The following is a 13,221-nucleotide window of genomic DNA, read 5'->3' as shown; positions in this document are numbered from 1 at the left end:
GTGGCCGTCGATATCGTCATCTACCACAATCCCGAGTGCGGTACGTCGCGCAACACGCTGGCGATGATCCGCAATGCCGGCATCGAGCCGCATGTGGTCGAGTATCTGAAAACCCCGCCCTCGCGCGCGCTGCTGGTCGAGCTGGTCGACCGCGCCGGCATGACGCCCCGCAAGCTGCTGCGCGAGAAGGGAACACCCTATGCGGAGCTGGGCCTGGGCGACACGTCGCTGTCCGACGACGCGCTGGTGGACGCGATGATGGCGCATCCGATCCTCATCAACCGGCCGCTGGTCGTCTCGCCGCTCGGCGTGAAGCTGTGCCGGCCGTCCGAAGCCGTCCTTGATCTGCTGCCGAGCGGCCAGCTCGGCGCGTTTGCCAAGGAAGACGGGGAACAGGTGGTCGATGCTTCGGGCCAGCGCGTCGCCTGATGCTCCTTGCCGTCCTGATCTTCGTCGCGACGATCGCGCTCGTCATCTGGCAACCCAAGGGCCTCGGCATCGGGTGGAGCGCGATGGGCGGGGCGGTCGTGGCGCTGCTCGCAGGCGTCGTCACGCTGTCCGACGTGCCGGTGGTATGGGGCATCGTCTGGAACGCGACCGCCGCGTTCGTAGCGATCATCGTCATCAGCCTGCTGCTCGATGAAGCCGGGTTCTTCGAATGGGCCGCGCTGCATGTCGCCCGCTGGGGCGGGGGGCGCGGTCGCCGGCTGTTCGTCCTTATCGTGCTGCTCGGCGCTGCGGTGTCCGCGCTGTTCGCCAACGACGGGGCCGCGCTGATCCTGACGCCGATCGTCATCGCCATGCTGCGGGCGCTCGGGTTCAAGGACAAGGCGACGCTGGCGTTCGTCATGGCGGCCGGGTTCATCGCCGACACCGCCAGCCTGCCGCTGGTCGTGTCGAACCTCGTCAACATCGTGTCGGCCGACTTCTTCCGGATCGGGTTCGGCGACTATGCGGCCGTGATGGTGCCGGTCGATCTGGTGTCGATCGCCGCCACGCTGGGCGCGCTGCTGATCTTCTTCCGACGTGATATACCGCACGATTACGATGTGGCCGCGCTGCGCGTGCCCCGTGCCGCCATCCGGGACGCCGCGACGTTCCGCGCGGGCTGGATCGTTCTTGCGCTGCTGCTCGCCGGCTTCTTCCTGCTCGAACCGCTCGGCGTGCCGGTCAGCGCCGTGGCCGCTGCCGGCGCGATCCTGCTGCTGGTGATCGCGGGGCGGGGCCATGTGATTCCGACGGCCAAGGTGCTGCGCGGCGCACCCTGGCAGGTCGTGATCTTCTCGCTCGGCATGTACCTGGTCGTTTATGGCCTGCGGAACGCGGGCCTGACCAATCATCTGGCGGCGCTGCTCGATCGTACCGCGCAAGGCGGAGTGTGGGGCGCGGCATTGGGTACGGGAGTGATTGCGGCCATCCTGTCATCGGTAATGAACAACATGCCGACCGTGCTGGTAGGCGCGCTCTCAATCGACGCCACCCACGCGACAGGCGCGATCAGGGAAGCAATGATCTACGCCAACGTGATCGGCTGCGATCTCGGCCCCAAGCTGACGCCGATCGGCTCGCTCGCGACGCTGCTGTGGCTCCACGTCCTCGGACAAAAGGGCGTCAGGATCGGATGGGGCTATTACTTCCGGGTAGGCGTCACGCTTACCGTGCCGGTGCTGCTCATCACGCTCGCGGCGCTCGCGATCAGGATCAGCATCGCGTGACGGCATTGACCATCACTACGCTCGAACCTGCCGAGCTGGCCGAGCTGGCATGGTTTCTCGACGCCGCGAGCCTGCCGAGCGCCGACCTCGCCGAACCTGACCGCCTGTTCTTCCGGGTCGAGGCCGATAGCCTCGTCGGCTATGGTGGGTTGGAGGGCGAAGGGGCCGACCGCCTGCTCCGCTCGATCGTCGTCCCCGTCGATCGCCGCGGGCATGGCCTGGGCCGGGCGCTGGTCACCACCCTCGAACGACAGGCGCACACCCTCGGGGTACGTCGCCTCCACCTCCTGACGACGACGGCCGCGCCGTTCTTCCGGACGCTCGGCTATGCCGACGCCGATCGCGGCTCGGCTCCCCCGGCCATCGCCGGATCGCGCGAGTTTACCGCGCTATGCCCGGCGTCGGCCGTCTATCTCGTGAAAGCCCTCTGATGCCGCTCCGCACACTCGCCGATCCCGATACCCTGCCGGCGCTCGATCCCGCCTATGTCATACAGCGGCCGGCGCTGGGGCTTGGCCCGCTCGATTCCGCGCCGCGTATCCTTCTGCTCTACGGTTCGCTGCGTGAACGGTCCTTCTCCAGGCTGTGCGTCGAGGAAGCGGCGCGCCTGCTCCGGTTCTTCGGCTGCGAGACGCGCATCTTCGATCCATCGACCCTACCGCTACCCGACCAACATGCCGGCGACGACCATCCCGCTGTCCACGAGTTGCGCGAGCTGTCTCTATGGTCGGAGGGTCAGGTGTGGTGCAGCCCTGAGCGCCACGGCCAGATCACTGGCATCATGAAGCTGCAGATCGATCATCTGCCGCTGGCGATGGGCGGGATGCGCCCGACGCAGGGCCGTACGCTGGCGGTGATGCAGGTGTCGGCCGGCTCGCAGTCGTTCAACAGCGTCAATACGCTGCGCGTGCTGGGTCGCTGGATGCGTATGGTGACGATCCCGAACCAGTCGAGCGTCGCCAAGGCCTTCAACGAGTTTGATGACGCCGGGCGCATGAAGCCTTCCAGCTACTATGACCGGATCGTGGACGTGATGGAGGAGCTCGTGCGCTTCACGGTGCTACTGCGCCCGCACACTGCCCAACTCGTAGATCGCTATTCGGAGCGCAAGGAAGCCGGGGTGCCGATCGACACCGCTAAGGACCTCTCCAGCATCGCGACAGTGCCGCAATCCTGACGGGCTTCGCCAGGAGTTGCGTACATGCAGCCTAGACCCGCCTTCCGCCGACCAAATCGGGCGGCGACGTGATCGCTTCCATAACCCGGCAATCCGCGATCCTGCCGCCCTCACAATCCCGTGTCGCAGCCGCCAACGCGTCCCTGAGCGCCATCAGGCGGCCAATGCGGTCTTCCACGCTCGCAAGGTGCCGGCGGGCGAGCGAGCCTGCTTCCTTACAATCCTGATCGGGGTTGGCCGACAAGGCGATCAGAGATCGAATTTCGTCGGTCGAGAACCCCAGATCACGGGCATGCCGGATAAAGGCGAGCTGGCGAACCTCCGCATCACCGTAGGTGCGGCGCCCACCTGCCGTGCGCGCGGCCTCCGGCATCAGGCCGATGTCTTCATAGAAGCGGATCGTGTTGACCTTGGTCCCGGTCCTTTTCGCTATGTCGCCAATCATCAACACCTTGCGATCCTCACGATTTTCCGGTTGCTCCTACAGTGACTGTAGATCGTAACGGAGCGGGATGAGCGCAAGCGAATCCTCTACGTGCGGCTGCACCGGCGATACGAAACGTGCGAAGCGCGACCCTGCCTATCGTCGTGCCCTATGGATCGTCGTACTCCTGAACCTCGGCTTCGGGCTGATCGAAATCGTCGGTGGGTTCATCGCCGACAGTCAGGCGCTCAAGGCCGATGCCCTCGACTTCATCGGCGACGGCGCCATCTCGTTGTTCGGCCTCATCGCGCTGGGCTGGGCTGCGGCAGCCCGCTCAAGGGTCGCTCTTGCCCAAGGCTTGTTCCTCGGAACATTGGGGCTGGGTGTCATCGGCTTTGCCATCTGGCGCGCGATAAACGCCGTGGCACCCGTCGCCGATCTGATGGGCGGCATCGGGATCGTTGCCCTTATCGTCAACGTCAGTGCGGCGCTCGTCCTGTCGCGGTTTCGTGGAGGCGATGCCAATGTACGGGCTATCTGGCTGTTCAGCCGGAACGATGCGCTCGCCAACATCGCCGTCATCATTGCCGCCGGCCTGGTGGCGTGGACCGGAAAGGCATGGCCCGACCTCGCGGTCGCCGGCGTCATCGCGATCCTGTTCCTGCACTCCGCTTGGGAGATCACCCGAGGTGCGTTGGCAGAATTGGGTGGCCGCTCATGAAGGTCGAAAGCAACGCTAGCTCGGTAGCGTCCGATGATCGCGGGTTACGCAGTGCTCATGGAATGATAAGGAGCAAGCTCATGCGCAAGCTGCTGCCCTTTCTCGCCTGTCTGATGCTGGTCCTGACCGGCTGGGCGGGCATGGCGCAGGCTACGGAAAGCGTCGGGTGCGTCGAGACCTCTCAGGTCAATACGATCATGCACATGGCTGGCGACTGCGACGAGGTGCCCGCCGATGCGGACAAGGGCTATCCTCATCATCACACCGTCTGTCACGGCCACCATGTCGCCGCACCGGCTGAGCATAGTGTCGACGTCGCTCTGATCGACAACTGGGCCGAATTTGCGAGCCACAAGGCTCCGCTCTGGCTTGCGCATCAGAGCGACCCGGCGCTTCGACCTCCACAGGCCTGACGACGCACTGGGCGCCTTCCGGCGCCTGAGACTGGTTCGTCAGGAGCATCTACAATGAAGCGCATGATAGCGGCCGTGCTGGTCGCGACAGCCTGTGCGTCGAGCAACTCGGCACAGGCACAGGACACGGAGGTGTCGGCACCGCCGCTGACCCTTGATGAAGCACTTACCGCGGCCGGCGCGATATCGCCGGCGGTCGAGGTCTCTCGATCGGGCATTCAGGCGGCGCAAGCGCAACGCTCGATCGCCGGATTGCGGCCTAATCCGTCGCTCGACACGATGAGCGAGAACGTCGCCGGCACCGGTATCTACAAGGGACTGCGCTCGGCCGAAACGACGGTCGGCGTATCCTTGCCACTCGAACTCGGCGGCAAGCGGTCGGCGCGCGTCGCGGTCGCCAATGCGCAACTCGACCGCGCGTCGATCGAAGCGGCGATCATTCAGGCCGATCTACGGTTGCGGGTCACGCAGGCCTATAACGATGCAGCGGCGTCGCAACGCAGGGTAGTCACCGCCCGCGAACAGGTCGGGATCGCAAACGAGGTACTGCGTGCAGCGCGGGTCCGCGTTGCAGCCGGCCGCGCCTCACCGCTCGAAGAGCAGCGCGCTGACGTAGCTCGGCTGAATGCGGAAGGGGCGGCCGAGCGCGCGGAGCGATCCGCCCAAGTGGCGCTCGGCAATCTTGCCCGGCTGATCGGGCGCGGCACCAGCTCGCTGGATACAGCCTGGTTCGCCCGTATCGAAGGCGCAGGGCCACGGTTGCCGGTGCGCAGTGAAGGCACGCTGACGGCCGCGGCGGTTCAGGCCGATCTCACCACGGCGACGGCGCAGGTCCGCCTTGCCCGAAGCCAGCGGGTTCCGGACGTGACGATCAGCGCGTCCGCACGCAGGCTTGCGATGACCAACGATACGGCTGCCGTGGTTGGCCTGTCAGTGCCGCTGCCCCTCTTCAACAATGGCCGCGCGGCCGTCGATCTGGCTTCTGCCCAACGAACTCAGGCGGACGCGCAGCGCCGCCTCGCGCTGCTCGATGCGGAACAGGCCATCGCTTCGGCACAGGGCGACGTTGCGAATGCAGCGACGACAGCCCGCAACGCGACCGGACCGACGCTTGCCGCAGCGCAGGAAGCCGCCCGGATCGCACGGATCGGCTACCGTGAGGGCAAGTTCGGACAGTTGGATCTCCTGGAGGCTGAGCGCACGCTCGCTGACACCCGTACGGCCGCGATCGACGCGCTGGCCGCCTATCATGACGCACAAGCCCGGCTGGAACGGCTCGCCGCCCCGGCGCCTACCGATGCGAAGGACGCACGATGAAAACCAATCACGCGCGGACCATGCTGTCCGCTTTGCTTCCGCTCGCGCTCGTTGCGTGCGGCGGGGCCGAGAAGAAGACCGACGACATGGCCGGTATGGAGGGCATGGAGAAGGGCGAGGGGGCCGAGAAGAAGGCCGACAAGGATGCGGTGACGCTCACGGCTCGGCAGATCGCCGATGCCGGCATAGAGGTCGCCCGCCCGACCGTGGGCGGGGTCGCCGGCGCCATCGAGTTGCCCGCGCTCGTCCAGGGCGATCCACAAGGCGTTCAAGTCGTCTCCGCGACCATCGGCGGTCGCTTGGTCGCGCTCACGCGCAACCTCGGCCAGCCTGTTCGGCAGGGTGACCCGCTGGCGGTGATCGAGAGCCGCGAGGCCGCTTCGCTGAAGGCGGAAGTCGAGGCCGCTCGCGCCCGCGCCGCATTGGCGCAGTCGAACCTACGGCGCGAGCAACGGCTATTTGCCGAGCGCGTTTCGCCCGAACAGGACCTGGTGGCGGCGCGGACCGCAGCGACGGAGGCGGGGATCGCGCTGCGCCTCGCGCAGCAACAGCTTGGTGCCACGGGGGGCGGTGGTGGTGCCCTCAACCGCATCGCCATGCGCTCGCCGATCTCAGGTCAGGTCATCGCGCGTCCGGCCGTTCTCGGCCAGACCGTCGATGCGAACGCCGAACTCTACCGGGTCGCGAACCTCTCGCGGGTGACGATCACCGCTTCGGTCTCGCCCGCGGATGCAGGCCGCATCCGGCCGGGTACGCGGGTTGAGGTGACCGCAGCCGGTCGTAGACAGGAAGGACGGGTGTCGTTCGTGTCCCCGGCGCTAGATGACAGCACGCGCCTCGTGCCTGTCATCGCCACGCTCGACAACGCGGGGAATACCTGGCGGGTGGGCGAGCCTGTGACGGCGAGCTTCATGCTGCCTGCCAGCGGCGATCGTAGCGTCTCGGTCCCATCCACCGCGGTGCAAAGCATCGAGAACCGCACCGTCGTCTTCGTCCGCACCCCGACCGGCTTCCACGCCACCCCGGTCACGGCCGGTCGCCGGAACGGCGATCAGGTCATCATCAGCTCCGGCCTCAATGGCCAGGAGCGGATCGCCACCACGAACTCGTTCACCCTGAAAGCCGAACTCGGCAAGGGTGGCGGGATGGACATGGACTGAGCCCATGATCTCCCGCCTTGTCACCTTCTCGGTCGAGCGGCGCTGGCTAGTCCTGCTGCTGACCCTTGTCGCCGCGCTCGCGGGCATCTTTGCCCTCCAGCGCCTCCCCATCGATGCCGTCCCGGACATCACCAACAACCAGGTGCAGGTAAACGTCCTCGCACCCTCGCTGTCGCCCGACCAGATCGAGCGGCAGGTCTCGTTCACGATCGAAACTTCGCTCAAGGGTATTCCGGGTCTTGCCTATACCCGGTCGCTCAACCGCAACGGCTTTGCCCAGATCACGGCCGTCTTCACCGACGCGACCGACATCTACTTCGCTCGCCAACAGGTCGCCGAACGGATGCGGATGGCCGAGGAACGACTACCGCAGGGCGTCATGCCCGAAATGGGGCCGATCGCGACCGGCCTCGGCGACATCTTCATGTGGACCGTCGAGTTTCAGGAACTCAACCGTGTGAAGCATCGGGATGGCGAACCCGGGCTCCAGCGCGACGGCAGTTACATCACCCCCGAAGGCGAACACCTCGTCAGCGAACGCGACAAGGCGACCTACCTCCACACCGTCCAAGAGTGGATCGTGTCGCCGCAGCTCCGCGGGACCGAAGGTGTCGCCGGCGTGGACTCGCTGGGTGGTTTCGACCGCGAATATCTGGTCATTCCCGACCTCCAACGCCTGGCATCGATGCGGCTGACGGTCCAGGACCTCGCTACCGCGCTCGAGCGCAGCAACACCAGCATTGGCGCAGGCACGGTCGATCGGAACGGCGAAGGGCTGTTCGTCCGCTCGGACGCGCGGGTGCGCACTGCGGACGAGCTGTCACGCACCGTCGTCGCGAGCCGCGAGGGCGTGCCGATCGTGCTCAATCAGGTGGCGACCGTGAAGGCAGGGCAGGGCATCCGCACCGGCTCGGCATCCGAGAACGGTCACGAGGTCGTCGTTGGCACAGCCGTGATGCGTATCGGCGAGAACAGCCGCACCGTCGCGACCGACGTCGGTGAACGGCTTCAGGCCATCGGCCGATCGCTGCCTACCGATGTCGTGGTCAAGCCGGTCCTCGATCGTACCAAGCTCGTGAACTCCACGATCGCGACGGTTGCCCGCAACCTCGCCGAAGGCGCGGTGCTGGTCATCGTAGTGCTGTTCGTGCTGCTCGGCAATTTCCGGGCGGCGCTGATCGCCGCGATGGTGATCCCGATCACGATGCTGCTCACCGCCACGGGGATGCTGCGTGCCGGTGTCTCGGCCAATCTGATGAGCCTTGGCGCGCTCGATTTCGGTCTTATCGTCGACGGTGCTGTCATCATCGTCGAGAACGCGCTGCGCCACCTCGGCACGCGCCAGCACGAAATCGGGGGCATTCTACCGTTAAAGGAACGCCTCGCCATCGTGGCGGCGTCCGCCCGCGAGATGATCCGGCCATCGGTCTATGGGCAGGCGATCATCATCCTCGTCTACGCACCGCTGCTCACCTTCAGCGGCGTGGAGGGCAAGATGTTCGAGCCGATGGCGCTCACCGTCATCATCGCGCTCGTCTTCGCCTTCGTGCTGTCCCTGACCTTCGTACCGGCGGCTATCGCCGCCTCCCTCGCCGGCAAGGTCGAGGAAAAAGAAAGCCGGATCGTGGTCTGGCTCAAGCGCCGCTACGAGCCTGGGCTCAATGCTGCCATGCGGCGTCCGAGCCTGACGATAGGGGGCGCGCTTGCCGGCGTCGTGCTGGCGGCGCTTGCCTTCACGACGCTGGGTCAGGAGTTCCTGCCGCAGCTCGACGAGGGCGACATCCTGGTCCAGGCTTGGCGCCCGCCCGGCACGTCGGTCGAACAGAGCCAGCGGATGCAGTTCGCGGTCGAGAAGACGATCAGCCGCGAACCGGAGGTGCAATACGCCTTCTCGCGGACGGGCACGTCCGAGATCGCCAGCGATCCGATGCCGCCCAACGCGACAGACACGTTCGTTATGCTGAAACCTCGCGAAGAATGGCCCAATCCGAGCCTCCCCAAGGAGGAGCTGGTCGAGCGCATCGAGAAGAAGGTCTCGACCATCCCGGGGAACGGCTACGAGATTACGCAGCCCATCCAGATGCGCTTCAATGAGCTCGTCGCCGGCGTGCGCGGCGACATTGCGGTCAAGGTGTTCGGCGACGACTTTGCCAGCATGAACGCGACCGCGATCCAGATCGCGGACGTGATGCGCAAGGTGCCTGGTGCAGCGGATGTCCGGGTGGAGCAGACCGAAGGACTGCCGCTTCTCGACATTCGTCCCAACCGGGACGCGATGGCGCGGGTCGGTGTTTCTGCCGGCGATGTCCAGGACGTCGTTGCGGCAACCGTAGGTGGCAAGCAGGCCGGCGTGATCTTCGAGGGCGACGCCCGCTTCCCGGTCGTGATCCGTCTCAGCGAGACGGCACGCGCCGATTTGCAGACCCTTGGGCAGATTCCGGTGCCAACGGCGAGCGGATCGTTCGTGCCGCTCGCCAGCGTTGCGGACATCGGGCTCGGCGATGGGCCGAACCAGATCAGCCGGGAGAACGGCAAGCGGCGTGTCGTCGTCCAGGCCAATGTGCGTGGGCGAGACGTTGCAGGGGTCGTCGAGGAGGCGCAGGCCAGGATAGCGCAGCAGGTTGCCTTACCGGCCGGCACCTATCTGACCTGGGGCGGCCAGTTCGAGAACCTCGCAAGCGCCCGGGCACGCCTGACGATCGTGGTGCCGATATGCTTCGCCGTCATCATGCTGCTGCTTTACAGTGCGCTCGGATCGGTGCGGGACGCGGCTCTGGTCTTCACCGGCGTGCCGCTGGCGTTGGTCGGCGGTATCCTCGCGCTCCTGCTCCGCGGTTTGCCTTTCTCCATCTCGGCCGCGGTCGGGTTCATCGCACTGTCCGGCGTAGCGGTGCTCAACGGCCTGGTGATGGTGTCCTCCATCCACGACCTTATGCGGGAGGGAATAGACCGGGCGCGTGCCGCCCGCGAGGGGGCTCTGCTCCGGCTTCGCCCCGTTGCGATGACTGCGCTCGTCGCCAGTCTTGGCTTCGTGCCGATGGCGCTGGGGCACGGCGCAGGGGCCGAGGTTCAAAAGCCGCTCGCGACCGTGGTGATCGGCGGACTTATCTCAGCGACCCTGCTCACCTTGTTCGTTCTGCCGACGCTATACGCGCGGTTCGGTTCGATGGTCACGGCGTCGCAACAAACCGAGACACACGACAAACAGGAGACGCTTCATGGCGCGTGACTGCGAGGATCGATCACCCCTGCATCGACGATGCAGGGGTACGGAAAGCTCAGGCTAGCCGTTCCCAATTGGGAACCCGTAGCGGGAAGGCGGCACTGCCGATCGCGCCGAAAGGCGTCCGAGACGTCCGCTTTCCCAGAAGCTGTTCCCGATTGCTCTTTCCCGAAACTAGCCGTTGAGGATGGGGAAACGGGAATGTTCGCGCTGAACGAATGGCTGCTTGCGGGAAGCGAGTTAGCCCGCCTGAGCGTCCGGGTCTGGCAGGGAAGCAGCCCGTCCGCTTTTTGGCGCGAGGCGGCGAAAGCCGTCAGTTCACCACCGGCCTTCTCACTGCCCAACCAACCTCCGCACATCGGCGCTGCTCGCACAGACCGCTGTCGATGACCTGCTTGCGGACCCATTGCATACGAGGCCGAAGAGTACCCGGCTCGAACGCTACGAAGAGGCGGCCCGCGTTTCGGGGCATAGCCGCCCATTGGCGCAGGTAGGTCTTGAGCATCGCCGGCCCAACGGGTGCACCGTTCCACAGGAAATCACCGTTGCGCGGAACGCGAAGGGAGTAACCGTTTAGGAAGCCTGTCGAAGCTTCAAGTGGGAGCCGAGCAGGATCAATCTTTTGGTCACCCATGCCCGGCGCGGTTGCGTCGCTCGGCGACGCGAAACCGCACAGCACTGTCGCCGCAGCTATGACAACGCATCTCATCGGAGTGATCCTATACCAACTGGCTGAACGTCCGCTATCGGGGATGTCGAACCACTCCCGCTTTGACCGACTTTGGGCGGTTCCGGACGCTAGCGAGCGTACTCACTAAGGCCCCGCGCAACCAGGTCCTCGTTGGAGAGACGCGGCCCACACTTGAGCCTGCCGTTGCCGAGCGTACGACGGTCCAGCTTCTGGGCGGATGAAGCCGGGGAGGGCGCCTTGAACGGTCCGCCGGGCTGCGCGGTGCGCGCCGGCTCGTTGTTGTTGCGCTTGGCATGGTGTGGCTGAGCTTGCTGTATCACGCGGGCGAGCGCCAGCGCCGCGTCGAGATGCTTGTTGTCGACCACGGCAGCCTGGTTCACCCGGCGCATCTTGTCGAACATGCGATAGGGCAGGATCGTGCCCTCGTGCTGGATCTCGAGCCGGCCATCCGGGTACTCGCACACGTCCACCTTCTTGCGCGCGAGCGCCTGCGACGCAGGGGAAGGCTCGAGGATGAACATGGCCTTGTTGTAGTGCAAGGTGAGGGCACCGGTGACGGTGCGCTGCTCGCGCCAGACCAGCTCCGCTTCCAGGTCTTCATGGATGGCAAGCGGCCGGTGAAGGTCGCGCGGGTCGAACGGCGCCTTGGCGAACCGACGATTGTGCTGCGCCATGTAGGAGGGGAGGAAGGCGTTGGCTTGGTCGATGGTGGATATGCGATTTAGCCGCATGGCCTTGACCAGGCGGTCCTGCAGCGTCGCATTGACCCGCTCGACGCGTCCCTTCGCCTGCGGCGAGTTCGCGCAGATCAGCTCGATGTTGAGCCGGTCCAACGCACGGCCGAGGTGGGTCATGCCGTCGCCCTTCGCCGAGGCCGTGTTGTTGCGGAAGGCGCTGTGCTTGTCCGTGTAGAAGGCCACCGGCTTGCCATGCCGCTCGAGGTAGGTCCGGGTAGCGCGCATGTAGGAGAAGGTGCTCTCGCTCTCGACCATCTCGACGTGCATAAGCTCGCTGGTGGCATCGTCGATGAAGACCAGGAGCGTGCATTGCGGACCGCGGCCCTCGAACCACCAGTGCTTGGAGCCGTCGACCTGGACGAGCTCGCCGCGGCAGTCGCGCCGGTACCGGGGCTGATACGGGCGAGGGCGCTTGGCGGCACGGTCCTGCCACAGCCCGGCCTCCAGCATGATGCGCCGCAGGGTCTCGCACGACAGGCCGATGCCGTGGCGCTCGGCAAGGTACTCGCGCGCCAGCGTCGGTCCGAAGTCGGCGTAGTGCTCGCGCACGAGCGTGACCACTTCGGCGCGGAAGGCGTCGCTGTAGCGTCGGTTGCTCGGGCGTCCTCGCTTGCGCGACACCAGGCCGCTCGCGCCGTCCTCTCGAAGGCGGCCCAGCAACCGGTACACCTGCCGCCTCGCCAGGCCGAGCAGCTCCATCGCGTCCGCGACCCGGATCTCGCCGCGGTCGAGCCGCATCAGCGTGTCGAACCGGGTGATCTCAGCAGCACTCATCGCCAGCACCGTCATACAATGCGCGTCCTCGTTGCCGAGAACGGCTATGACACCGGCGACCCGCCGATAGCACCGCTGAGTGCCATTTCTATCTAGCGGGCTGGTGCCATTTGTACTTAGCGCTTACACGGGGTGTTGCCGCGAGTTAGAAAAGACACAATCTCCGCCAGATAGAAATGACACTCGTCGTGGCAGCGGGGGCAGCGTGGAGCCCCCCAAGCAGCGCAGCGCTGCCCCCGCTGAGGCGGTGTCGCTGCGGCTCTTGCGCCTTTGGACCCGCTGCGCCAGCAGCGGGCTCGGTCACGCGGCGGGCGACCTCTAACGCCTGATTGCAGGCGCTGCGAAAGCCGCTATCCTCGAAACGGAGGCTAGCCGTATGGTCATGTTCGGCATCGCACTTTTCTTTGGTCTGCTACTCTGCGGATTAGCGATCCGAGCGAATTGGCGCTTCCACCGTGAGGATCGACTGCCGATGCAATGGTGGCTGACCGGCGACGTGACGTGGTCTGCTCCTCGGGTGTTAGCCCTCGCATTCATTCCTGCGCTGGCAACCGGCGTTCTGGCGATCAATGCTGCGCTGGCGATGAACCTGCAGCCTCGGCCGGGCCAGGAGGGGATGGTGCTGCCGGGGCTCATCGGCACCGGCCTCCTTTTCCTCGTGGTTCAGCGCCTTCACTTCTGGCTCATCGAGAAGACGCTGCGTCGGGGTGACAGCTGATCCAGCTCGCGGCCATTCACCCCCGTTTCCACTCGGACGTACGTTGAACGTCTGACATTGGCAGGAAAGCGGACGTCCGCGTTGCCAGCGCACGTCTGAACTTTCGATCACCCCACCCGACGATTGCGAGGTGGCGAGCATAGGTCGAGAG

At 65.8% G+C, this 13,221-nt stretch carries 12 protein-coding genes; 10 read left to right on the top strand and 2 right to left on the bottom strand.

Features of this window, described 5'->3' with window-relative positions; all coding sequences use genetic code 11:
* From arsC to arsH, 4 genes are read left to right on the top strand one after another with little or no spacing between them, the layout of a single operon-like run.
* A complete protein-coding gene (gene arsC / locus EV292_RS20660) occupies positions 1-429 on the top strand; it encodes an arsenate reductase (glutaredoxin) (protein ID WP_207913500.1) in 429 nt (142 codons plus the stop codon).
* A complete protein-coding gene (locus tag EV292_RS20655; RefSeq protein ID WP_132911164.1) occupies positions 429-1,715 on the top strand; it encodes an arsenic transporter in 1,287 nt (428 codons plus the stop codon). The genes arsC and EV292_RS20655 overlap by 1 nt, the downstream gene beginning before the upstream one ends.
* Positions 1,712-2,146: an arsenic resistance N-acetyltransferase ArsN2 gene (gene arsN2 / locus EV292_RS20650; RefSeq protein ID WP_243693892.1), complete on the top strand. Its 435-nt coding sequence runs from the start codon at positions 1,712-1,714 to the stop codon at positions 2,144-2,146. The genes EV292_RS20655 and arsN2 overlap by 4 nt, the downstream gene beginning before the upstream one ends.
* The gene (gene arsH, locus EV292_RS20645; protein ID WP_132911162.1) at positions 2,146-2,892 is read left to right on the top strand and encodes an arsenical resistance protein ArsH; all 747 of its coding nucleotides are present in this window, start codon (positions 2,146-2,148) and stop codon (positions 2,890-2,892) included. The genes arsN2 and arsH overlap by 1 nt, the downstream gene beginning before the upstream one ends.
* A 31-nt stretch (positions 2,893-2,923) precedes the next feature.
* Here the strand turns inward: arsH and EV292_RS20640 are convergent, their stop codons facing one another.
* A complete protein-coding gene (locus EV292_RS20640) occupies positions 2,924-3,337 on the bottom strand; it encodes a helix-turn-helix domain-containing protein (RefSeq protein ID WP_207913503.1) in 414 nt (137 codons plus the stop codon).
* Between the two features lie 67 nt (positions 3,338-3,404).
* On the opposite strand from EV292_RS20640, the gene EV292_RS20635 reads away from it, so the two are divergent.
* The 5 genes from EV292_RS20635 (at position 3,405) to EV292_RS20615 (ending at position 10,156) form a co-directional block, all read left to right on the top strand.
* Entirely contained in the window at positions 3,405-4,037 is a 633-nt protein-coding gene (locus tag EV292_RS20635; RefSeq protein ID WP_132911160.1) for a cation transporter, read from the top strand.
* Positions 4,038-4,117: 80 nt separating this feature from the next.
* Positions 4,118-4,450 carry a hypothetical protein gene (locus EV292_RS20630; RefSeq protein ID WP_132911159.1) on the top strand — a complete coding sequence of 111 codons (333 nt, stop codon included), beginning with the start codon at positions 4,118-4,120 and terminating at the stop codon, positions 4,448-4,450.
* A 54-nt stretch (positions 4,451-4,504) separates the two neighbouring features.
* Positions 4,505-5,767, top strand: a complete 1,263-nt coding sequence (locus tag EV292_RS20625) for a TolC family protein (RefSeq protein WP_132911158.1) — start codon at positions 4,505-4,507, stop codon at positions 5,765-5,767.
* Complete coding sequence (locus EV292_RS20620) at positions 5,764-6,927, top strand: efflux RND transporter periplasmic adaptor subunit (protein ID WP_132911157.1); 1,164 nt, start codon at positions 5,764-5,766, stop codon at positions 6,925-6,927. The genes EV292_RS20625 and EV292_RS20620 overlap by 4 nt, the downstream gene beginning before the upstream one ends.
* A 4-nt stretch (positions 6,928-6,931) precedes the next feature.
* Positions 6,932-10,156 (top strand): CusA/CzcA family heavy metal efflux RND transporter, encoded by a 3,225-nt coding sequence (locus EV292_RS20615; RefSeq protein ID WP_132911156.1) that lies wholly within the window; start codon positions 6,932-6,934, stop codon positions 10,154-10,156.
* 792 nt (positions 10,157-10,948) lie between these two features.
* Here EV292_RS20615 and EV292_RS20610 read toward each other — a convergent pair.
* Positions 10,949-12,367 (bottom strand): ISNCY family transposase, encoded by a 1,419-nt coding sequence (locus EV292_RS20610; RefSeq protein WP_132911155.1) that lies wholly within the window; start codon positions 12,365-12,367, stop codon positions 10,949-10,951.
* A 361-nt stretch (positions 12,368-12,728) separates the two neighbouring features.
* Here EV292_RS20610 and EV292_RS20605 point away from each other — a divergent pair, with 361 nt between their 5' ends.
* Positions 12,729-13,070 (top strand): hypothetical protein, encoded by a 342-nt coding sequence (locus EV292_RS20605; RefSeq protein WP_132911154.1) that lies wholly within the window; start codon positions 12,729-12,731, stop codon positions 13,068-13,070.
* The last annotated feature ends 151 nt before the right edge of the window (positions 13,071-13,221 follow it).

Source organism: Sphingomonas sp. BK235 (genome assembly GCF_004345855.1).
Classification (GTDB): Bacteria; Pseudomonadota; Alphaproteobacteria; order Sphingomonadales; family Sphingomonadaceae; genus Sphingomonas.
Note: the sequence above shows the minus strand (reverse complement) of the source record. Positions and strands in the feature narration are given on the sequence as shown.

Bases quoted from the DNA above. Each gene is read 5' to 3' on its own strand.
- EV292_RS20655 (WP_132911164.1), top strand. From the start codon at position 429: ATGCTCCTTGCCGTCCTGATCTTCGTCGCGACGATCGCGCTCGTCATC.
- arsH (WP_132911162.1), top strand. From the start codon at position 2,146: ATGCCGCTCCGCACACTCGCCGATCCCGATACCCTGCCGGCGCTCGAT.
- EV292_RS20640 (WP_207913503.1), bottom strand. From the start codon at position 3,337: ATGATTGGCGACATAGCGAAAAGGACCGGGACCAAGGTCAACACGATC.
- EV292_RS20635 (WP_132911160.1), top strand. From the start codon at position 3,405: ATGAGCGCAAGCGAATCCTCTACGTGCGGCTGCACCGGCGATACGAAA.
- EV292_RS20630 (WP_132911159.1), top strand. From the start codon at position 4,118: ATGCGCAAGCTGCTGCCCTTTCTCGCCTGTCTGATGCTGGTCCTGACC.
- EV292_RS20625 (WP_132911158.1), top strand. From the start codon at position 4,505: ATGAAGCGCATGATAGCGGCCGTGCTGGTCGCGACAGCCTGTGCGTCG.
- EV292_RS20620 (WP_132911157.1), top strand. From the start codon at position 5,764: ATGAAAACCAATCACGCGCGGACCATGCTGTCCGCTTTGCTTCCGCTC.
- EV292_RS20615 (WP_132911156.1), top strand. From the start codon at position 6,932: ATGATCTCCCGCCTTGTCACCTTCTCGGTCGAGCGGCGCTGGCTAGTC.
- EV292_RS20610 (WP_132911155.1), bottom strand. From the start codon at position 12,367: ATGACGGTGCTGGCGATGAGTGCTGCTGAGATCACCCGGTTCGACACG.
- EV292_RS20605 (WP_132911154.1), top strand. From the start codon at position 12,729: ATGGTCATGTTCGGCATCGCACTTTTCTTTGGTCTGCTACTCTGCGGA.